The organism is Actinotalea ferrariae (assembly GCF_019733465.1).
GTDB classification, from domain to species: domain Bacteria; phylum Actinomycetota; class Actinomycetes; order Actinomycetales; family Cellulomonadaceae; genus Actinotalea; species Actinotalea ferrariae_A.
The window spans coordinates 1-18,455 of sequence record NZ_JACVQL010000033.1; the positions used below are offsets into that span (position 1 = coordinate 1).

Genomic DNA, 18,455 nt, shown 5'->3' on the forward strand with positions numbered 1-18,455 from the left:
AACCGAGCCTCCACTGAACCCGGGGCGGTTCAAGCCGTCGGCCAGAAGTGGCCGGGGTGGGGCTGGTGCGGTGGGTCGTCATGGTCGGTCTCCGGTGACGGCGTGGACGAGCGTGACCGAGGCGTGCCCGCTGACGGTGACCTGGGCGATCCCGATCAGGGAGACAAATGCGGTCGGGCGGGTCAGGGTGACGCTCACGTTCAGGTCGCGTCCGTCGGGGGAGATGCCGACCTGGCCGGTGGCGCCCGCGACGGCGAGGTAGGCGTAGGCGGCGTCGACGGCGGCCTGCCGGTCCACCCGCGCCGGTTCTCCACTCACGGCCGCGGCCACGTCGATCGCCTGCCCGCCGGCGCGGGCCGCCTCGGCGGCCAGGGCGTCGGCTTCCTGGACGGCGCGGACCTTCAGGCCGCCGTCGGCGATCAGCCCGACGATCAGCAGCAGCCCGAGCATGCTGGCTGCGACGAACACCGAGATCGATCCGCGATCGTCCGCGTCGGCCGTGATGTGCCGGCGCAGCCACTGCCGTGGCCGGTTCATCGTGACCTGAACGTGTCGAGCGGGGAGATGCCCTCGGCGCTCATCGTCCTGCTGCCGGGCAGGCCGGGGATGGCCAGGTCAGCCATCGAGACCGTGCAGCCGACGGCGACCCGCACGACGGCGTCCTGGCCCAGGGGTGCGCCGAACCCGGTGACGTCCACGCTGACCGCTGTAGTGGTGCAGGTGATGCCGGCGGCGGTGAGCTCGCGGTCCGCGGCAGCCGCGGCGGCGCCGCGGGCCTGGTCGGGGGTGCGGGCCAGGGAGGCGTCGCGGGCGGCGGACCGGGCGGCCTGCTCGACGGCGCCGGCCGCGACCTGGACGCGCCCGGCCAGGATCAGCGCCCCCAGGAGGAGCAGCAGCGCGGGGGCGAGGATGGCCAGTTCGACTGTGACCGACCCGCGGTCCTCGCCGGTGGCGGGCAGGTGCCGGCGCAGGGTGCGGATCATGGTTGGTCGGGCCTGGTGAAGCGCTCGACGGGGCCCTGCGCGGACTGGACGATCAGCGGGCCGGGGACCAGGGGCAGCAGGGACAGTGACCGGCCGCGGACCTCGACGGCGACGTGTCCGGGGCTCGGGGTGATCGCGGTGACGGCCGGTTCCAGGAGTAGGTCCGCGGCGTGCTCGGCGAGGAAGGCTTCGGCGCGGGTTCGCCCGGCGTCCAGCGTGGCGCCCTGGGCGCGGCCCGTGGCGGCACCTTCGGCGGCGGCGGCCTGGGCCAGGGTGCGGGCGTGGAACCACAGGCCGTACTGCAGCAGGGCGACCACGATGAGCAGCAGCACGGGGAAGACGATCGCCAGCTCGAGGCTGGCCGATCCTTCGTCGTTGCGCACGGCTGCGCGTAGCCGGGCGGTGGGGGTGGTCATGGTCAGGTGATCTGGTCTAGGCGCCGGTTGACGGCGATCGTGACCACGGCGACCAGGGCGACGGCCACGGCGATCAGGCCCAGGATGATGATGACGTGCTCGAGGGTCGAGGCGCCGGCGTCGTTGGCGGGTCCGACCCGTTCGCGCACGATGCGGCGGGCGCCGGCGAGGTAGCCGGTCAGGACCGTGAGCATCACGGTGATGGGCATGGTCGTTCCTTCCGTGGTCAGCCGAGCATGATGCGGACGAAGGCGGGGTAGGCGACCAGCGCCATGAAGCACAGGCCGAGCAGGGACACCGGGATGACCATGTGCTCGGACGCGGCGTTGGCGACGGCGACCTGCTCGGTGAGCAGCTGGGTGCGCAGGGACGCGGCGCGGGCGCGCAGGGTGGCGTAGACGGCGGCGCCGTCGTGCCCGGCGACGGCCATGATGTCGGCCAGGTCGCCGAGCTCGACGACGCCGGTGCGCCCGGCCAGGTCCGACAGGCCCGCCCAGGCGGGGCGGCCGGCGAGCTGGGCGCGGAGCAGTGCGTCGCGCAGGCGCGCGAACTCCGGGGACTGGCCGACGGCGGCGGCGCGGTCCAGGGCCTCGGTGGTGCCCGCGTCGGCCAGGCGTTCCAGGGCGACCAGGTCGATGTAGGCGCCGGTCGCCGCGCGCATCGCCGCCCGGGCCGCGGCGGCGTCGCGGCGGACCATCAGGTCCGGCACCCAGAACAGCACACCAGCCACGACCAGGCCCACGGCCAGGGGGACCGCGGCGGGGGCGCGGATGCCGGCAGCGGCGAGCAGCCCGGTCAGGACGGTCGGGAAGACCAGGCCGAGCATGCCGTAGCCGAGCTTCTGGGCGGCCAGGTGCTCGACCGAGCGGTCCAGCATGCGCAGGTCCGCGGCGAACCGGGCCAGGCGGAGGCGGTCCGCGGCCCGGGGCAGCAGCACCCGCGCGACCCACCCGTGCAGGCCGGCCTGGGGGTCGGCGGGGGAGATGGTGGGGGCGTCGGGGTCGGGCAGCAGCAGGTGGACGGCGGCGGCGAGGTCGGGTCGCTGAGGTGTCAGGCCGGCCACGACCATGCCGATTCCTGCGGCGAGCAGCAGACCGGCGGCCAGGGCGAGGTAGGTCGTCATCGCGCGTCCGTGTCCGGTGCCAGGAATCGGGAGTCGGCGGCGGGCAGGGTCAGGCGCCGCATCCACAGCAGGCAGCCGATGAACGCCGCTGCAATGACGGCCAGGACGACCTGCCCGAGCGGCTCGCCGTACGGCGTCAGGTAGGAGCCGTTCACCGCGCCGACCGCGACCATCCCTAGGGTGATCACGGTGACGGCCTTGGCTGTGGTGCGGGGGCGGGCACGTTCGGCCTCGATCCGGCGTCGGGCTGCGACGTCCTCCCCGACGGACCCGGCGACCCCGGCCAGCACCGAGGCCAGGCCCGGTCCACGGCGGTGCGCGGCGAGCATGAGCGCGGCGACGACGAGGTCACCGGCCGGGTCGTGCAGGTCGGTCGCGAACGCCCGGAGCGCGCGGTCGGTGGGCCACCGGGCGGCCAGGCGGGCGACCAGCGCGCCGACCTCGGTGCGCAGCGGCGCGGGGCACGACCGCGCGGTGGTGGTGATCGCCTGCTCCAGGCCAGCGCCGGTGGTCAGGACGTCGGACAGGCGCCGGGTCCATTCCTCGATCGCCTCGACCCGGGTGATCCGGGCCTGTGCGGCGCTGCTGGTGGCGAGCAGGATGGGCAGGCCCACGACGGTGGTCACGGTCAGCGCGGCGGCGACCGGCCACGGCGACAGCGCCCAGACGATCGCGCCGGCGCTCAGCGCGACCGGCCAGCGCCACCGCGCCCACCCTGTGCGTGGTGTGCCGATCACGCGGCGGCTGCGGCCAGGCAAGGCCGGCAGCATGTCGGGTGTCCCGCGCCACCCGGCGACGGCCAGCATGAGGCCGGCGATCGTGGCCGCGCCGGCCAGGCCGCCGAGCAGGGTTCTCATCGGGGGTCTCCTTGGTGCAGGGGCCAGGGGGCCCAGGTGCCGGCGCGGTGGGCCAGCAGGCTCGGGTTGAAGCCGGCGCGGACCAGGCGGGCCAGGGACTCGGGGTGGTGCAGCGGGACGGCGCGTCCGTCCTCGCCTGGTCCGAAGACGGTCGTGGTGGTCGGCCGGGAGCCTTCGCCCAGGCCGTTGATCTCCACGACCTGGGAGACGAACCGGTGCTTGCCGCTCTGGTCGTCGAGGAGCTCGATGTGCACGATCAGGTCCACCGACCCGGCCAGCAGGCGGTAGGCGAACGTCTCGGTCATCTGGATGCCGGCGGACAGGCACAGGGTGACGATCCGGTCGATGCCGTGCTGGGCGGTGCGGGCGTGCAGCGTGCACAGGGATCCGTCGCCGGTGGACATGGCCTCGAGCATGGGCAGGACCTCGGCGCCGCGGACCTCGCCGACGATGATGCGGCGCAGGTTCAGCCGCAGGGCGTCGGTGACCAGGTCCGAGAGCGTGACCTGCCCGGCACGGTGGCCGGCGGCGTCGGTCTCCGCGGAGCCCTCGCGCGCCTCCATCGGCACGACTCGGGGGTGACGGTCGGGAAGGTCGTCCAGGTGGAGCTCGTACTCCTTCTCGATGGTCGCGAACCGCTCCCGGGGACCGAACTCGTTGGCCAACGCCCGGATCAGGGTGGTCTTGCCGGCGTTCTGCAGGCCGGTGACGATGATGTTGCGCCCCGCCCGCACCGCCGCCCGCAGGAACGCGGCCAGCACCGAATCGAGGGTGCCGAGGCGGACCATGTCGTCCAGGTCGACATCACGCACCCGGTGGCGGCGGATGACCACCTGCGGGCGGGCGACCGTCCACGCCACGGCCGCCAGACGTGACCCGTCGGGCAGGCGCAGGTGCAGGGCAGGGTGGGCCGGGGAGAACATCCGCTCCGCGCCGCCGGCGCGGGCGGCGAGCAGCTGCAGGATCTCGATCAGCTCGGCGTCGGAGTCGGCGACCGGCGGGTGCTGGAGCTCGCGGCCGTCGGCATAGCAGACCCACACGTTCGCGTGCCCGTCGACCTCGATGTTCTCCACGTCGGGGTCGTCGACCAGCGGTTGCAGGCGCCCCAGGCCGAACAGGGCCGCCATCACGGCCGCGGAGGTGCGCAGCTCGGCCTGCCGCGACCACGTCGGTGACCCGGCCCGGACCCCGGCCCGCCGCCGCTCGGCGAGCTCGGCTGCGATCAGACCCCTGGCCAGCTCACGGCGCGCCGCGTCGTCGCCCACGGGCTCGGCCTGCAACCGGGCGGCCAACGCCTCGGCGACCACGCGACGCACATCCGCCACCACCGCCGGGTCTGGGGCGTCCTGAGGGGCCGGTGGGGCCGGCACGGCGTGCAGCGGGCGCGACTCGGCGACGCCCGGGTCGGTGGCGTGCGGGTGCTGCTCGTCGCGTTCGGTCATGGCGCCACCCCGGCCGGGAGACCGGCCATCAGAGTCGCGGCCAGGGCGCGGACCGAGCGCAGCAGCAGCGACCGCTCCCACCGCCCGGTGAGGCTCTGACCGGCGTTCAGTGCCTCGGCGGACCGGGCGTCGAACGCGAGCATTGCCACCGGCACTGCCAGTGCCCGCTCGACCTCCCGTGCGGTGTAGGGGCGCCGCTCACCCACGACCGCGGGGACGGGGCGCGCTCGAGGTGAGCGCAACGCGGCCAGGCGGCGCACCGCCGCGGCGCTGGCCACGACCGCCGGTACCGTCGGGGTCAGCGCCAGCCCCACGACGTCCGCCTCGCCAAGAAGGCTCGTCGGCTCCTCGGCATGGCCCAGACGCCCGGCGTCCACGATCACGTCGGTGGACTGGTGGTGCAGGTCGACTGCCAGGTCTGGCAGCGCGGCCCACAACGCGGCCAGGGACCTAGCCTGGACCGGGTCGCTGACCCCGGGCAGAACCAGGCGGGCGGCGTCAGAGTCCAGGGCGACGCTGTGCGCGAGCAGGTCGGCGGCGCTCGGTGTGTGGACCTCGCCGGCCAAGGCGAGGACCCCGGCCTCGGTCGCGAACCCGGCGGCGAGCGCGCCGCCGAGCAGCCCCGAGCCGGACGGGTCGGCGTCGATGAGCACCACGCGGCGTTCGGTGACCTGCGGCCACACCCACGCCAATGCCAGGGCGCTCGTGGTCACCCCGGGTGCCCCGGACGCTGAGCACAGCACCAGGCAGGTCACGGCTGGTCTCCGGCGTCCAGGAGCACCAGCGCGAACCGGCCCGACGCCGCGCGGGTGGCCAGGTCCGGTCCGTCGCCCTGGTCGGCGGCGACGTCGAGCACGCGCAGCCCGTTCATGTCCGGCTCACCGATGCGCACCACTGTCGCCTCGAAGGTCCGCGGTGCCACGGGCAGCGGGTCCGACCCGGCTGACGGGGCATCGACCACCAGCAACCGGTCCCCGGCCCGAAGGCCACCGGCGGGCAGGCGCTCGGAGGTCACCGGCAGCGGTACCAGCACCTCGCCGTCACCTGGCGGGGCGTCGGCGGTGATCTGGGCGGGGGACAGCAACGCCCCGGCCGGGAGGTCGGTCGCCGCCACCTGACCCAGCACGGCGTCCAGCTGGTCGGCGGGCACCGTGCCGACCAGGGTGTCGACCGCCACGGCCGTCAGGGTCAGGTCGCCGGCGACCAGTGCCTGCCCGTAGGGCACGTCGCGGGCCATCACGAGCACGTCGGTGCGCCCGCTGGCCGCGCCGACCAGCCAGGCGACCAGGGCTCCGGCCAAAGCGGTCAGCATCAGGCCGCCGGCGATGACTCCACGGCGGCGGCGCGGACGGGCGGCCGTCGGGTGAGGTGGTGCGGTGGTGCTCGCCGGGCGGATCCCGGTGGACGTCGTGGTGGCCATGAGGTGCCCCCTGCACGCTGGTGCTGCTCAGCCGGTGACGAGTACCTGCAGCTCGCCGATGCGGACCGTGGTCGTCGAGGTCCGGGTCACGGTCAGCGACCCGGACGTACCGCCACCGGCCCAGGTGACCTGCCAGGTCGTGGTCGCGGTGACGGGGTAGGCGTCGCCCGGCTGCCCGGCCGACGAGCGCTCGTAGATGTACTCGCACGTCGGGGAGTGCACCGCGCCCTCGGTGTAGGGGGTGCCCGGCCCGGTGCACACGCGCGTGTGACCGTCGCCCATGTCCCACACGATCTGCGTCGCTTGGGCGCGGGCTGTGACCGAGAGCCCGGGCACCGACGCGGTCGCCGAGTTCGGCCCCCACGTGGTCGGCGTGACCTCGGTCCACAACCACACCGGAATCCCGACCAGACCCATCTCGTCTGAGCTGATCGTCAGGCGGATCGCCGGACCCGCCAGGCGCATCTGGTCGACGGCCCGCTGCGCCATCTGCGCCGGGGTGATCCCCACGTCACCCGAGCCGGGCGGCGGCGTCGCCCGCCACACCCACCCACCCGCGGACCCCCCGAACGGCAGGCCCCCGCAGGTCACTGCGTAGATCGCGCCGTCCGGGTAGTGACCCTCCCACATCGGGTTTGACGGGTCGGGCTGGGGTGAGAGCTCGTCGTAGTAGCAGCCGTCGACGTCGTTGAACCACCCGAACGCCTCAGAGAAGCAGGGCACGGTCGCGCCGCCGGCGGCTGTGCAGACACGCGCTGTGCCGGTGTCGCCGGCGTCGGACGAGCCGCCCGGGGTACCGCTCCCGATGACGATCACGATGCAGGTCTGATTGTGCGGGTCGCAGATGACCTCGGCCGCCGTCGGAACCATCGACCCGACTGCTGGGCCGGCTGCGAAGAGAGGGAGCATCGCTGACACGGCGAGCGTCAGAACCAACTTGATGATGCGGCGGGTCAGCACGGCGTGTCTCGATCCACGACCGACGTTCGGATGGTCCAACGATCCATGTAGAAGTACGCGGTTGAGACCGTCAGTACCTCGCTGGCTTGACCCGGCGCGGCCGCCGACTCTCCGGTGTCGCGAAACATGGGCTGCCAGTCGCCCACGTCGACGCAATCCGTGATGGTCGCGGTCCCCTCGACACCGGGGACGACCTCGGAGACGGTGGGATCAGTGATTGGCTCGCCGACCATCACGATGCGGTTCGACCGATAAGTCAGGACGGTTGAATAGACATCGGTCAGCGCGGTGTCGACCGCGTACGCCTCGAGTGCCGTACCGGGCTCGACGGCCGGGTCGGCAAGGATCGCGACCTTCGTGGCCCAGTAGCCCCGGTAGGCCTCCAGAATCGCGGCCTCAGCTGTTGAGACCTCCGGATCCACGCTGGGCGTCGGCCTCTCGCTGGCCGACGGAGTCGTGGTGGGCGTGCTCGTGGTGGGCGTCGGCGGGACCTCGTCTGCCGGTGTGCAGCCCGCAACAAGGGTGGCGGTGAGCACGACGAGCGCCCCCGCGATGACCTTGGACGAGTTGTTCAGCCACATGATCGGCCGCCTGTCCTCGGCGCGCCGCCCCCGGGCGCACCGTGGTCGAAGGCCCCATGACACACCCTCGCGTGACTGTGCTGCAACCACTTGTCGGAGCGGGTGGATGACGCTGCGACCGTCCGCCCGTCGTGAGTCCCCATGCATGTATGGGTGCGCGAAGACGACCAACATGGGGCCGGGACAAGGTTCGCTTCACGGGCGCCGTCAGCTCGCTCGGTCCCGCATCGCTGCGATTAGCTCGGTCCCCGGAGTCGGCAGCACTGGGGACGGGTGGCTGCGCATGCGCGTTGAACGCAGGGCGGCGCGCAGCTCCGGGTCGATCTCAACGGTGCCGCCGGCGAGGAGCAGGCGGGGGAGGAGCCCTGGGTTTTCGGCGCTGCCGCGCAGCACGATCACCAGCCGCCGGGCCTGCCAGGCGGGCAGGCTCAGGCGCTCGGCCATGTTTCGCCACCCGTAGCTGGTCCAGCCGTGGGCTCGACCGGTCCAGCGGGTACTGCGCGTGGTTGGCGTGTCGGCGAGTACGTCCTCGACGATCTCCGCCGCCCGGTCCTCGGGCCAGCCTGCCGCCACAAGTGCATCGACGGCGGCGTCGGCAGCGTCCGTGATCCGCGGTCGGGTTCCGTCCTGCGCGGCACACGGCATCTGCGCGTGCGGCAGGTCATCCAGGCGGATGACGGGCTGGACGAGGCCGCCGGCGTGGACCTTCGCGAGCTGCCAGGCCTTGCGCGGGGACGTGGGATAGCGGGCACAGACCGCCTCGGTGAGGATCGCGTGCCGGGCGACCGACCAGATCAGTCCCCATGGTGAGTCCGCGGTCCGCAGCGCTGGACTGTTGAGCACCTCCCACACGTCCTCCCAGGCCGAGGTCTCTGCCTGACCCGACGCGGCGCCGCGCATGCCGAGGTCGACCGTCAACGGGCGGACCAGCGTCTCGCGGATGTAGGTCAGCAGGGCTGTGCCGGCGGGGCTCTGCCACCCGTCGACGTCGATCTGGTCGAGCAGCGTGCGCAGCATGCTGGCGTCGCGGGGTCCGCCGCGGCGGGCGACTGTGGCGACGTCTGGGACGGTGGCGCTTGAGGTCGGGAAGGTCGACCGGGAGGTCGGGCCTGGGACGAGGGACACGGTTACCTCCAGGAGTCGGACTGTCTCCTGGCACACTCCGCAGTCAGCCTCGACAGATGCCTGACGGACCGGAAATCTGTGGATAACGATTGCAGCAGGCGTGTTGTGGAGCGGGCACGTCAGGCTGACGCACAGAGCCTGAGGCGATCGCGGCGTCACGGGCCCGCCTCACGCCACGGCCGCCGGCGTTGGTGCCAGGTGCGCTCAGACCGCCAGGCGAGATCGGGTCGGTGTACGTCGGTCGGCTGCACAAGGTGCCCGTCCGCGCGCTGGATGCCCATGTAGCCCGCCTGACCCGTGAGCGGACGTGACGCACCGCGGAACACAGCCCGGCGCAGCACTTGTCCATTCATGTGCCATCGACGTGGGTGGCAGAGTGGGGTGGGACAGGGGATGGCAGGAAGGTGAGCGGTGCGCGTTGAGCTGCTGTACTTCGATGGATGCCCGAACTGGACGGTCGCCGATGAACGCCTTGGCGAGGCGCTGCGGGCGCTGGGTCGCGAGGACGTCGCGGTCGAGCCGTGCTTGGTCCAGAGCGCCGCGCAGGCGGAATCGCTGGCGTTCGTCGGCTCCCCATCCATCCGTGTCGACGGCGCGGACCCGTTCGCATCAGGCAAGGAGCAGATTGGGTTGTCCTTCGGCTGTACACGACGACGGTCGGGCTCAGCGGCTCGCCGACCGTCGACCAGTTCCTCGCGGCACTGACGTGAAGCGCGCCGTCGCCCTACTCGGGGCTATCGCGGCTGTCTACCTGCTCGTAGCGGCCGGCAGCCGGCTGGCGGAACGGTTCGGAGCGCTGGCCTGCGGCTGCGCTGACGACTGCTGGTGCCGCCGGCCACGTCTGAGCCGCTTCCGCTGGGTCTTCCCGTGGCGCCACCGCCCGCACGACACCCCGGCACAGAAGGTAGACGCGGACCCCGCGCGCTCATGAGGCTCGCGCCCGTGTCCTCACCCGCGCGGTGCGTACATCATCACGGCGACGCCAAACAGGCAGATGATGGCGCCGGTGATGTCCCACCGGTCGGGGCGGAACTTGTCCACGACGATGCCCCAGGCGAGCGAGCCCGCCACGAAGATGCCGCCGTACGCGGCGAGGATGCGCCCGAAGTGCGCGTCCGGCTGGAGCGTCGCGACGAACCCGTACAGCCCGAGGGCGATGACGCCGGCGCCGACCCACACGATGCCGCGGTGCTCGCGCACGCCCTGCCAGACCAACCAGGCTCCGCCGATCTCGGCGACGGCGGCGACGGCGAACAGGAGCAGGGAGCGCAGCGTCGTCATGGGCGCCAGTGTGCCCGCCGTCAGCCCGCTGCCCGGGCATGCTCCATGGGCAGGCCGGCGGCGAACCAGTCGGCCTTCCCGCCCCTGTACACCCGGACGTCGGTGTAGCCCAGGGCGCTGAACGCGGCGGCAGTGACGGTGGAGCGGCCGCAGGCCGGACCGGAGCAGTACACGACCACGGTTCGATCGCCGTCGGGGGCGACGCGTGCGGCGTCCGCGGCCGTCAGCGCCCCCGGGACGTTGACGGCGCCAGGCAGGTGTTCAGCGGCGTAGTGCGCGGCGGGCAGCGCCTCGATGAGAGTGACGGTGTCACGCTCGAGCAGGGCGACGCGCTCTTCGCGGCTGATGAGCGTGGGCATTGGTTCTCCTGGCGTCGTCTGGTGGCAGGGGCCGTGGTGGGCGGGGGTCAGCAGCCGCCGCCGCAGCCGCATGCCGAGCTCCCGTCGGCCGCGGCGGCGGCAGCGGCCCGCCGCCGGCGCAGCCAGATCGCGGTGGTGACGAGCGCGCCGACGACCACCACGATTCCCAGCGCGACGACTTCACCGCCTGCCAGGAAGGCGCCGACCCCCGCAGCCAGGCCGCCCGCCGCGATGAGCGGCACGGAGCACGCGATGGCGCAGGCGAGGACGACGCCGATTCCGGCGATCGCGCCCTTCCTGGTGGCCGTGTTGGCGGTGGCCGTGTTGGCGGTGGTCGTGTGGTCCTGGTGGTGGTGGGTGGTCGGGGCGGTCATCGGTTCTCCTCGGAAGGTACGCAGGCAGGGGTAATCGCGACCGCAGGCGCGGCGCCTGGGTCGTTGGATGGGGCGGGGTCAGGCGGCGGTGCCGAACATCGCGGCGACCACGTTGGCGGCGTCGGCGGGTGCCTGGACCTCGAGGCGGACCTGGCCGGTGGTCAGGCGCACGGTGAAGGTGAAGAACGAGCAGCAGTCCTGCTCGGCGGCGGCCAGGCGTGCGACCTCAGCGGCCAAGTCCACAGAGGCCGGGAACGTCAGGGCGATCCCGCCCGGGATGGGCTCACGGGACGTGGCTCGCGGGACCAACGTCTGCCAGTCGGAGACCCGATCCGGGACGGCGGCCGCGTCCAGCGAGCAGGCGACCGGCGCCGCCACGTCCTCGACCACGGCGGGCCCACGGGTCAGGGCGACGAACGTGCGCCGGTCCGCTAGCGGCGCCGGCGCGGCGGTGGCGCACGGGCAGTCCGCCCCGCATGCTCCGGCGGTCGGCGCCGCGGCCATGCGGGTGGAGACGGTCTGCAGCTGGGCGGCTAGGGCGACGAGCTCGCCGATGCGGGTCTGGGTCTCGGCCAGGCGCTCGGCGACCATCTCCACGACCTGGTGCGCGACGCTCGAGCAGTCCTCCACCTCGTAGGCGCGCACCAGCTCGGCGACGTCCGACAGCGGGATCCCGAGGTTCTTGATGGCGCTGATGAATCGCAGCCGGGCGATGTCGGCCTCGTCGTAGGTGCGGTACCCGTTCTCGCCCCGGGCTGGAGCGTCGACCAGGCCGATGTCCTCGTAGTAGCGCAGGGTCGTCGCGGGGACCCCGACCATCCTGGCCGCTTCGGCGATGCGGTAGCTCATGTGCGCGACGCTAGACCTTCGAGTCGAGTGGAAGGTCAAGTGGTGTCACGCGCGCGCGGGGAGATCGTCCCGCTCAAGCCGCGCCGAGGGCCGCCCGAGGGAACAGCGCGCGGATGACGCCGTATGCCACGGCAGCACCGACGAGCTGCATGGCGACGAACATCGCGACCGAAGCGGGCGCGATGCCGGCGAACGTGTCCGTCAGCGTCCTCGCGACCGTGACGGCGGGGTTGGCGAAGCTCGTGCTCGAGGTGAACCAGTAGGCGGCGGTGATGTACCCGCCGACGGCGAACGCGACGGCCTCCTGCCGGCCCATGCGCACCGCGCCGAAGATGATCACGAGCAGCCCTAGGGTCGCGACTACCTCCCCGAGCCACAGCCCCGGACCGGTGCGCTCGTGCTGGGCGATGCTGACCGCCGGCAGGTCGAACATGAGGTTGGCGCCGACGGTGCCGAGAGCGCCGCCGACGAGCTGAGCGCCGACCAGGGCGCCGGTCTCGGACCACGTGAGCGCGCCCAGGGCCCTCTCCACGAGCGTGACCACGGGGTTGAAGGCGGCGGAGACCGGCTGGAGGGCGAGGATCAGCGCGATCAGGACGGCACCGGTGGCGAGACTGTTCTGCAGCAGCTGGAGCCCGACGTCGTCCGGAGAGAGGCGCGTCGCGGCGATGCCGGAGCCCACGACGGTGGCGACCAGGAATGCAGTGCCGACCAGCTCGGCGAGTGCCCGGCGCAGCAGGCCGCCGCTCCTTTCCGGAGCTTGGGGCACCGATGCGTGGACCTCGGCGGGCGTGCGCGCCGCCGCGGTGGCGACGTCGCTCACCGGCCGACCTCCTGGCCGGCGCGCTCGCCGAGCAGACCGCGTACGCGCGCGGCGATGTCCTCGCGGACCAGGCGCATCCGGTCGACGCCCTCGATGCCGCGGGCCGACGGTTCGTCGACCTCCCACCGCATGACGGGCGTGCCGTCGCTGGTGGTGAGCTGCGCCTCGGTGCCGAGGACCACGACGAGGTCTGCGGCCGCGACGAGGTCATCGGTGATGGGCTTGGGCTCTTCGCCGGTGATGTCGATGCCGACCTCGGCCAGGGTCGCGGCCGAGCCCGGGTGAACCGTGTCGCTCGGTGCCGTGCCGGCAGAGGCGACGTGCACGTGCGGGAACTCGTGGCGCGCGATGGCGGCGGCGATCTGGGACTTGCCTGAGTTGTGCACGCACACGAACAGCACCGACGTGGGTGGGGTGGTCAAGCGGTTCTCCTCGAGGTCAGGGCCGCGCGCTGGCGGTCCAGGTCGTGCTCGCGCACCCACGCCATGGTGGCCGTCTGGACGACGTCCCACGGGGAGCCGAGCGGTGGGGTGTAGGACAGGTCCAGCCCGTCGACATCGGCGACAGTCATCTCGTGCGTCAGGGCGGTGGCGTAGATGTCCACGCGCTTGGCGATCTCCGCGCCGAGCGGGCCGACGAGCTGGGCGCCGAGCAGGCGACCGGTCGCGGTGTCGCCGGTGACACGGATGGTGACCGGCTTGGCGCCCGGGTAGTACGCCTTGTGGTCGTCCCCTGTCGACCGGACGGTCGCGGACGCGAAGCCGGCCTCGATGGCCTCCCTGTCACGCAGCCCCGTGCGGGCGACGACCAGGTCGAAGACCTTGACCACCTGGGTGCCGAGGCTGCCGGGGTAGACGGCGGCTCCGCCGAGGGCGTTCTCACCGGCGACCCGGCCTTGCTTGTGCGCGGTCGTGCCGAGCGGCAGGTACGTGGTGCCGAGCAGCCGGTGATGGGTCACGACGCAGTCGCCTGCAGCCCAGACGCCGGGTAGCCCGGTGGACATGTCGGGCTGGACTCGGACGGCACCTCGAGGCCCGGTGGTCGCGCCGGCAGAGACGAGCAGCTCGGTGTCCGGTCGCACACCGACGACCACGAGCACGAGGTCCACGTCCCAGCGCGTCGGCTGCGCGTCTGCGCCGGTCGCGTGCACAGTCAGCCGGCTGGGTCCGTCCGACGCCGCCACCTCGGTGACGGTCGTCGCGGTGTGCACCTGGACCCCGTGCCGCGTCAGCTCGTCGCGCACCATGGCACCGAGGTCCGGGTCGACCGTGGGCAGCACCTCGGGCAGCGCCTCGGGCAGCGCCTCGACCTGGATGACGTCGATGCCGCGGGCGGTCAGGCCCTCGGCCATCTCCAGGCCGACGTACCCGGCGCCGACGATCAGCGCCCGCGTGGGTCGGGTGGCGTCCAGGTCGGCGGTGAGGGTCAGCGTGTCGCCGATGGTGTGCAGCAGGTGCACCCCCTCCGCGGGCCCGAGCCGGTCCAGTCCGGTGATCGGCGGCCGCACCGGCACCGCGCCGGTCCCGACGACCAGCGCGTCGTACGGCAGCTCACGGCGACCTTCCGGTGCGTCGATGATGAGGCGCCGTCCAGGGACGTCGATGCCCGCCGCGCGGGTGTTGACGTGGACGTCGAGGCCAGCGCCGCGCAGGTCTTCCATGGTGCGGTGCGCGAGGTCGCGCCAGTGCCCTACCTCGCCGGAGACGAAGTACGGGATGCCGCAGATGGAGAAGTTCGGGTACCCGTCGGCGAGCACGACGCTGACCTCGCCGCTCGGGTCGAGCTCGCGGGCCCGCAGGGCGGCGCTGATGCCGGCGTCGCTTCCGCCGACGGCAATGAGACGCATCGGCTAGTCCTCGGCGGTCGGCCCCGCCGCGGCGTGGGCGATGGCTGATAGGTCATCGGCGAGCAGATGGCAGAAGACGTTCTCGGGGTGCCGCGGCCGGGCCCCCGGGTCGTCGGCCGACGACGGTTCGAGGACGCCGATCGGCTCGAAGGCGCCGAGGAGCCGTGATCCCTCGGCGGTCCTGGTCACCGTGTACCGCAGCGAGTAGCGCAGCCGGTCCTTCCCGACCGTGCATGTCGCGGTGTAACCGGTGGGCGTCACCGCGTCCACGGCGACGTCACGGGACACCGTCGTCCCCGCGTGCCGGCGATGCTCGGTCCATCGGGAGCCGTGGGTCACGACGTCGTGGGTGCGATCGACCAGCTCCGCGTGCGCCCCCAGCGCGACGGCCACGCGGTCGAGGTCGAGGAGCGTCTCGATCACCCGTGGCAGCGGAGCGGCGACGTCGACGACCTTGGACGCGGACGGCAGGTGGCGGCGCACGAGAACCACTCCTTCAGGCGCTGACCGCGCTGGGCTCGACGCCGAGCTCGTCGAGCAGGGCCAGCACGCGGGTGCGGATCTCGTCCCGGATGGGGCGCACGGACTCGATGCCCTGCCCGGCGGGGTCGTCGAGCTGCCAGTCCTCGTACCGCTTGCCGGGGAAGATCGGGCACACGTCGCCGCAGCCCATGGTGATGACGACGTCGGACGCCTGGACGGCGTCGGTGGTCAGGACCTTGGGCTGCTGGTCGCGGATGTCGATGCCGACCTCGAGCATCGCCTCGACCGCGACCGGGTTGATCTGCTCGGCCGGCATCGACCCCGCGGAGCGGACCTCGACGGCGCCGCCTGACAGGTCCCGCAGGAATCCCGCGGCCATCTGCGAGCGGCCGGCGTTGTGGACGCACACGAAGAGGGCGGACGGGCGGGTGGTCTTGGTCATGGGACTCCTCGGTTCTTGCTTGGGGTGATGGTCAGGGAAGAGTTGCCGCGAGCGCCTCGACGCGCGCAGCGAGGTCGTCGTAGATCGCTTGCACGCCGTCGGGTGAGGCCATGGCGGGGTCGCCCACGGGCCAGTCCTCGTACCTCTTGCCCGGCAGCACCGGACAGGAGTCGCCGCAGCCCATGGTGACGACGACGTCGGCCGCCCGGACGGCGTCGTCGGTCAGCGGCTTGGGGAACGGCTCCTCGGCATCCGGCTGGTCGGCGAGGAGCTCGCGCAGGAGGGGGGCGACGGTGGTGTGGACCTGGGCGGCGGGCAGCGACCCGGCCGAGCGGACGACCACCCGGTCGCCGGCGACCTTGCGCAGGAGCGCGGCGGCGAGCTGGGAGCGGCCGGCGTTGGCCGTGCAGACGAACAGGACCTGGGGCCGGGTGTCCGCGCCTGTGGCGGTGCGGACCTGGTCCTCGAGCCGCTGTCGGGCGAACCGCTCTGCAAGAACCGGGAGGTGCGTCGTCACGGTGGCGGTCCTCGCCAGGGCGGCGTAGGACTCGCGCACGACCAGCGACACCACCTCAGCTGAGATCTGTGGGAACCGGTCGCCCAGCCGTGCCGCGGCGCTCTCCAGGAGGGCTTCGACGTCCGGCCGCGGACCTTCCTCGAGGTCGTCGTCCTGCCGGGGACCGGTGGCCGCCTGCGCGAGTCCGTCGAGGAGGGCAGAGGCGACCCGGCCCATCCCGGGCGCCAACGTGTAGAGGATCCACGTGCCGCGCCGTTCGGCCCGGATCACCCCCGCCTCGCGCAACGACCTCAGGTGGTGCGAGACCGTCGGGCCCGCGACCTCGGTGAAGGAGGCGATCTCGCCCGCGGCGAGGCGACCACCCGGCGCGGCGGCGAGCGCGGAGACGATCTGCAGGCGCAGGGGGTCCGCCAGCGCACGCAGGACCGGCACCACCGCGTCCGCCACGTCACGCGGCATCGCGTGCACGGTGCTGTTCTGGGCCGCCGTCATGCGTCTCCTCCCTGTTTCGACCATCATCTAGGTAGACGACGCTTGAAACAAGCCCAATGGGCGACGGGGAGATGAACGTCAGGGGTGCGGCGCCAGCGCGTCCCGCAGCGACTCGAGCGCGGCCGGCACGGCGGCGTACCAGACGTTGGTGCCGCGCTTCTCACTGACCACCAGGCCGGCCTCGCGCAAGATCTTCAGGTGATGGCTCACGGTCGGCTGGCTCTTGCCGACGGGCTCGACGAGGTCGCACGCGCACATGGCTCCGTCCGCGGCGGTGGCCAGCAGGTTGAGCAGGCGGAGGCGGACCGGGTCGGACAGTGCGGCGAAGCGCCGCGCGAGCTCGGTGGCCTCCGCGTCCGCCAGAGGTGCGGCCTGCAGCGGGGCGCAGCACGCCTCCACCGGCGGTTGGGTCAGCAGCGGCAGCTGCCTGGCGATCACTGTCGTGCCGTCCACGGCTCCTCCAACGTATTGACACTCGTCGATGTCTGCGTAGAGTCTGCCATGCGCATCGACGAGTGTCGATGGTACGCCGTCGAGGCCGGACAGCCAGGAGGATCAAGCGATGACCACCACCACCGCCACCGAGGATCTGCCGGTCGTCGTCATCGGCGCCGGACCGATCGGGCTCGCCGCCGCGGCGCACCTGACCGACCGCGGTCTGCCGTTCGTCGTCCTGGAGGCCGGCGAGGACGTCGGCACCGCGGTCTCCCAGTGGGCGCACATCCGCACCTTCACCCCGTGGCAGTACATCGCCGACCCCACGGCCGAGAAGCTGCTCGCCCCGACGGGATGGACCCGGCCGACCACGCCGGTCCCCCCGACGGGCGCCGAGCTGGTCGAGCACTACCTGCGGCCCCTCGGCGGGCTCTTCGCCGAGCACATGCGGTTCGGCGAGCGAGTGGTCGCGGTGTCCCGCGACGGCATGGACAAGACGCGGAGCATCGGACGTTCGGAGCGGCCGTTCGTCGTGCGGGTCGAGCGTCACGACGGTGTCGTGGGTCAGCTGCGAGCCCGCGCGGTCATCGACGCCTCGGGAACCTGGTCGGGTCGCAACCCGCTGGGCGGCGCGGGCCTGCCCGCCGTCGGTGAGGAGGAGGCCGCGCCGTTCCTGGTCGGTCCGCTGCCTGATGTGCTGGATCGCGGCCGGGACCGGTTCGCCGGGCGGCGCACCCTGGTGGTCGGCGCTGGGCACTCGGCAGCCAACACGCTACTGAACCTCGCTCGTCTGTCCGCCGAGGCGCCCGGCACCGAGATCGTGTGGGCCATCCGGGGCACCTCACCGGCGAAGGTCTACGGCGGCGCCGAGGCCGACGAGCTCGCCGCGCGCGGCCGGCTCGGCGCGGACCTGCGCACCCTCGTCGAGTCCGGCGCTCTGCGCCTGGTCACCGGGTTCGCCACCACGGCCCTTGAGCCGACCGCGGACACCGTCACCGTCGTCGGCGAGACGCCCGACGGCGAGGTCCGCATCGCAGGCGTCCACAACGTCGCCGCGGCGACCGGGTTCCGGCCCGACCTCGCGATCCTCTCCGAGGTCCGCCTGGATCTGGACCCCGGCCTGGAGGCACCCCGCGCGCTGGGTCCGCTCATCGACCCGGCCTTCCACTCCTGCGGGACCGTCCCGCCGCACGGCCACCGTGACCTGGCCCAGCCCGAGGAGGGCCTCTACATCGTCGGGATGAAGTCCTACGGGCGCGCCCCGACCTTCCTCATCACCACCGGCAACGAGCAGGTCCGCTCCGTGGTGGCCGCTCTCGCGGGGGACCGCGCCGCCGCCGACGAGGTCCAGCTCGTCCTCCCGGAGACCGGCGTGTGCTCGGTCAACGCAGCCGGGCAGGACACCGGTGCCGGCGGCTGCTGCGGCACCCCGACCGGCGTCGACGGGCTCGAGGTCCCCGCCGAGGCACACCGCGCCCGTCCCGACGGCGTCCCGGCCCAGGGCTTCACGACCGGCGTGGCCGGCGGCGGAGCCGTCGCACTCCTCGCCCTCACCGACGTGACCCCGACCGGCGACGCCGGTTCCTGCGGCTCGGGCGGCTGCTGCTCGTGACCCGCCTCGCGCCCGGCCCGCCCGCCCCCGTGGCG

25 protein-coding genes are annotated in these 18,455 nt (G+C 73.2%); 2 read left to right on the forward strand and 23 right to left on the reverse strand.

From position 1 onward, the window contains the following. Window positions 1-78: 78 nt before the first annotated feature. From ICW40_RS03155 to ICW40_RS03210, 12 genes are all read right to left on the reverse strand, one after another. Window positions 79-537, reverse strand: coding sequence for a pilus assembly protein (locus tag ICW40_RS03155; protein WP_221652382.1), 459 nt, complete (start codon window positions 535-537; stop codon window positions 79-81). Continuing rightward, a complete protein-coding gene (locus ICW40_RS03160) occupies window positions 534-983 on the reverse strand; it encodes a TadE/TadG family type IV pilus assembly protein (RefSeq protein WP_221652383.1) in 450 nt (149 codons plus the stop codon). Before ICW40_RS03160 ends, ICW40_RS03155 begins: the two co-directional genes overlap by 4 nt. Continuing rightward, a complete protein-coding gene (locus ICW40_RS03165) occupies window positions 980-1,399 on the reverse strand; it encodes a TadE/TadG family type IV pilus assembly protein (protein ID WP_221652384.1) in 420 nt (139 codons plus the stop codon). Before ICW40_RS03165 ends, ICW40_RS03160 begins: the two co-directional genes overlap by 4 nt. Before the next feature lie 2 nt (window positions 1,400-1,401). After that, window positions 1,402-1,608, reverse strand: coding sequence for a hypothetical protein (locus ICW40_RS03170; protein ID WP_221652385.1), 207 nt, complete (start codon window positions 1,606-1,608; stop codon window positions 1,402-1,404). A gap of 17 nt (window positions 1,609-1,625) precedes the next feature. Further along, a complete protein-coding gene (locus ICW40_RS03175) occupies window positions 1,626-2,522 on the reverse strand; it encodes a type II secretion system F family protein (protein ID WP_221652386.1) in 897 nt (298 codons plus the stop codon). Then, on the reverse strand, window positions 2,519-3,379 hold the full coding sequence (locus ICW40_RS03180; RefSeq protein WP_221652387.1) for a type II secretion system F family protein: 861 nt from the start codon (window positions 3,377-3,379) through the stop codon (window positions 2,519-2,521). The genes ICW40_RS03175 and ICW40_RS03180 overlap by 4 nt, the downstream gene beginning before the upstream one ends. Further along, window positions 3,376-4,821 carry a CpaF family protein gene (locus ICW40_RS03185; protein WP_221652388.1) on the reverse strand — a complete coding sequence of 482 codons (1,446 nt, stop codon included), beginning with the start codon at window positions 4,819-4,821 and terminating at the stop codon, window positions 3,376-3,378. The genes ICW40_RS03180 and ICW40_RS03185 overlap by 4 nt, the downstream gene beginning before the upstream one ends. After that, window positions 4,818-5,534, reverse strand: coding sequence for a hypothetical protein (locus ICW40_RS03190; protein WP_221652389.1), 717 nt, complete (start codon window positions 5,532-5,534; stop codon window positions 4,818-4,820). Before ICW40_RS03190 ends, ICW40_RS03185 begins: the two co-directional genes overlap by 4 nt. Window positions 5,535-5,572: 38 nt before the next feature. Then, complete coding sequence (locus tag ICW40_RS03195; protein ID WP_221652390.1) at window positions 5,573-6,121, reverse strand: SAF domain-containing protein; 549 nt, start codon at window positions 6,119-6,121, stop codon at window positions 5,573-5,575. Window positions 6,122-6,268: 147 nt separating this feature from the next. Continuing rightward, the gene (locus ICW40_RS03200) at window positions 6,269-7,111 is read right to left on the reverse strand and encodes a hypothetical protein (protein WP_221652391.1); all 843 of its coding nucleotides are present in this window, start codon (window positions 7,109-7,111) and stop codon (window positions 6,269-6,271) included. Window positions 7,112-7,194: 83 nt separating this feature from the next. Further along, window positions 7,195-7,782: a hypothetical protein gene (locus ICW40_RS03205; protein WP_221652392.1), complete on the reverse strand. Its 588-nt coding sequence runs from the start codon at window positions 7,780-7,782 to the stop codon at window positions 7,195-7,197. Between the two features lie 207 nt (window positions 7,783-7,989). Beyond that, the gene (locus ICW40_RS03210) at window positions 7,990-8,799 is read right to left on the reverse strand and encodes a hypothetical protein (RefSeq protein WP_221652393.1); all 810 of its coding nucleotides are present in this window, start codon (window positions 8,797-8,799) and stop codon (window positions 7,990-7,992) included. Between the two features lie 519 nt (window positions 8,800-9,318). On the opposite strand from ICW40_RS03210, the gene ICW40_RS03215 reads away from it, so the two are divergent. Beyond that, entirely contained in the window at window positions 9,319-9,612 is a 294-nt protein-coding gene (locus tag ICW40_RS03215) for a thioredoxin family protein (protein WP_260458722.1), read from the forward strand. Window positions 9,613-9,855: 243 nt separating this feature from the next. Here ICW40_RS03215 and ICW40_RS03220 read toward each other — a convergent pair whose 3' ends face one another. The 11 genes from ICW40_RS03220 to ICW40_RS03270 all read right to left on the reverse strand — a co-directional run bounded on the left by ICW40_RS03220 (window position 9,856) and on the right by ICW40_RS03270 (window position 16,826). Further along, a complete protein-coding gene (locus ICW40_RS03220) occupies window positions 9,856-10,188 on the reverse strand; it encodes a YnfA family protein (RefSeq protein ID WP_221652394.1) in 333 nt (110 codons plus the stop codon). Window positions 10,189-10,208: 20 nt separating this feature from the next. Then, window positions 10,209-10,547 carry a rhodanese-like domain-containing protein gene (locus ICW40_RS03225; RefSeq protein WP_221652395.1) on the reverse strand — a complete coding sequence of 113 codons (339 nt, stop codon included), beginning with the start codon at window positions 10,545-10,547 and terminating at the stop codon, window positions 10,209-10,211. Between the two features lie 47 nt (window positions 10,548-10,594). Continuing rightward, window positions 10,595-10,921, reverse strand: a complete 327-nt coding sequence (locus ICW40_RS03230) for a hypothetical protein (RefSeq protein ID WP_221652396.1) — start codon at window positions 10,919-10,921, stop codon at window positions 10,595-10,597. 78 nt (window positions 10,922-10,999) lie between these two features. Beyond that, window positions 11,000-11,770, reverse strand: a complete 771-nt coding sequence (locus ICW40_RS03235; RefSeq protein WP_221652397.1) for a MerR family transcriptional regulator — start codon at window positions 11,768-11,770, stop codon at window positions 11,000-11,002. A 73-nt stretch (window positions 11,771-11,843) separates the two neighbouring features. Continuing rightward, window positions 11,844-12,506: an aquaporin gene (locus ICW40_RS03240; protein ID WP_374199123.1), complete on the reverse strand. Its 663-nt coding sequence runs from the start codon at window positions 12,504-12,506 to the stop codon at window positions 11,844-11,846. Window positions 12,507-12,589: 83 nt separating this feature from the next. Continuing rightward, window positions 12,590-13,015: an arsenate-mycothiol transferase ArsC gene (locus ICW40_RS03245; RefSeq protein WP_221652398.1), complete on the reverse strand. Its 426-nt coding sequence runs from the start codon at window positions 13,013-13,015 to the stop codon at window positions 12,590-12,592. Continuing rightward, the gene (locus ICW40_RS03250) at window positions 13,012-14,439 is read right to left on the reverse strand and encodes an FAD-dependent oxidoreductase (RefSeq protein WP_221652399.1); all 1,428 of its coding nucleotides are present in this window, start codon (window positions 14,437-14,439) and stop codon (window positions 13,012-13,014) included. The genes ICW40_RS03245 and ICW40_RS03250 overlap by 4 nt, the downstream gene beginning before the upstream one ends. Before the next feature lie 3 nt (window positions 14,440-14,442). Further along, on the reverse strand, window positions 14,443-14,922 hold the full coding sequence (locus ICW40_RS03255) for a hypothetical protein (protein WP_221652400.1): 480 nt from the start codon (window positions 14,920-14,922) through the stop codon (window positions 14,443-14,445). A 13-nt stretch (window positions 14,923-14,935) separates the two neighbouring features. Next, window positions 14,936-15,364 (reverse strand): arsenate reductase ArsC, encoded by a 429-nt coding sequence (locus tag ICW40_RS03260; RefSeq protein ID WP_221652401.1) that lies wholly within the window; start codon window positions 15,362-15,364, stop codon window positions 14,936-14,938. Between the two features lie 31 nt (window positions 15,365-15,395). After that, complete coding sequence (locus tag ICW40_RS03265; protein WP_260458723.1) at window positions 15,396-16,373, reverse strand: metalloregulator ArsR/SmtB family transcription factor; 978 nt, start codon at window positions 16,371-16,373, stop codon at window positions 15,396-15,398. A 78-nt stretch (window positions 16,374-16,451) separates the two neighbouring features. Further along, the gene (locus ICW40_RS03270; RefSeq protein ID WP_308121599.1) at window positions 16,452-16,826 is read right to left on the reverse strand and encodes an ArsR/SmtB family transcription factor; all 375 of its coding nucleotides are present in this window, start codon (window positions 16,824-16,826) and stop codon (window positions 16,452-16,454) included. A gap of 109 nt (window positions 16,827-16,935) precedes the next feature. Between ICW40_RS03270 and ICW40_RS03275 the strand changes: the two genes are divergently transcribed. Next, entirely contained in the window at window positions 16,936-18,420 is a 1,485-nt protein-coding gene (locus ICW40_RS03275; RefSeq protein WP_221652402.1) for an NAD(P)-binding domain-containing protein, read from the forward strand. Window positions 18,421-18,455: the final 35 nt, after the last annotated feature.

Excerpts from the sequence above, each read along its gene's own strand:
- ICW40_RS03155 (WP_221652382.1), bottom strand. The coding sequence starts at position 537 with ATGAACCGGCCACGGCAGTGGCTGCGCCGGCACATCACGGCCGACGCG.
- ICW40_RS03160 (WP_221652383.1), bottom strand. The coding sequence starts at position 983 with ATGATCCGCACCCTGCGCCGGCACCTGCCCGCCACCGGCGAGGACCGC.
- ICW40_RS03165 (WP_221652384.1), bottom strand. The coding sequence starts at position 1,399 with ATGACCACCCCCACCGCCCGGCTACGCGCAGCCGTGCGCAACGACGAA.
- ICW40_RS03170 (WP_221652385.1), bottom strand. The coding sequence starts at position 1,608 with ATGCCCATCACCGTGATGCTCACGGTCCTGACCGGCTACCTCGCCGGC.
- ICW40_RS03175 (WP_221652386.1), bottom strand. The coding sequence starts at position 2,522 with ATGACGACCTACCTCGCCCTGGCCGCCGGTCTGCTGCTCGCCGCAGGA.
- ICW40_RS03180 (WP_221652387.1), bottom strand. The coding sequence starts at position 3,379 with ATGAGAACCCTGCTCGGCGGCCTGGCCGGCGCGGCCACGATCGCCGGC.
- ICW40_RS03185 (WP_221652388.1), bottom strand. The coding sequence starts at position 4,821 with ATGACCGAACGCGACGAGCAGCACCCGCACGCCACCGACCCGGGCGTC.
- ICW40_RS03200 (WP_221652391.1), bottom strand. The coding sequence starts at position 7,111 with ATGGTTCCGACGGCGGCCGAGGTCATCTGCGACCCGCACAATCAGACC.
- ICW40_RS03205 (WP_221652392.1), bottom strand. The coding sequence starts at position 7,782 with ATGTGGCTGAACAACTCGTCCAAGGTCATCGCGGGGGCGCTCGTCGTG.
- ICW40_RS03210 (WP_221652393.1), bottom strand. The coding sequence starts at position 8,799 with ATGCTGCGCACGCTGCTCGACCAGATCGACGTCGACGGGTGGCAGAGC.
- ICW40_RS03220 (WP_221652394.1), bottom strand. The coding sequence starts at position 10,188 with ATGACGACGCTGCGCTCCCTGCTCCTGTTCGCCGTCGCCGCCGTCGCC.
- ICW40_RS03225 (WP_221652395.1), bottom strand. The coding sequence starts at position 10,547 with ATGCCCACGCTCATCAGCCGCGAAGAGCGCGTCGCCCTGCTCGAGCGT.
- ICW40_RS03230 (WP_221652396.1), bottom strand. The coding sequence starts at position 10,921 with ATGACCGCCCCGACCACCCACCACCACCAGGACCACACGACCACCGCC.
- ICW40_RS03235 (WP_221652397.1), bottom strand. The coding sequence starts at position 11,770 with ATGAGCTACCGCATCGCCGAAGCGGCCAGGATGGTCGGGGTCCCCGCG.
- ICW40_RS03250 (WP_221652399.1), bottom strand. The coding sequence starts at position 14,439 with ATGCGTCTCATTGCCGTCGGCGGAAGCGACGCCGGCATCAGCGCCGCC.
- ICW40_RS03260 (WP_221652401.1), bottom strand. The coding sequence starts at position 15,364 with ATGACCAAGACCACCCGCCCGTCCGCCCTCTTCGTGTGCGTCCACAAC.
- ICW40_RS03265 (WP_260458723.1), bottom strand. The coding sequence starts at position 16,373 with ATGACGGCGGCCCAGAACAGCACCGTGCACGCGATGCCGCGTGACGTG.
- ICW40_RS03275 (WP_221652402.1), top strand. The coding sequence starts at position 16,936 with ATGACCACCACCACCGCCACCGAGGATCTGCCGGTCGTCGTCATCGGC.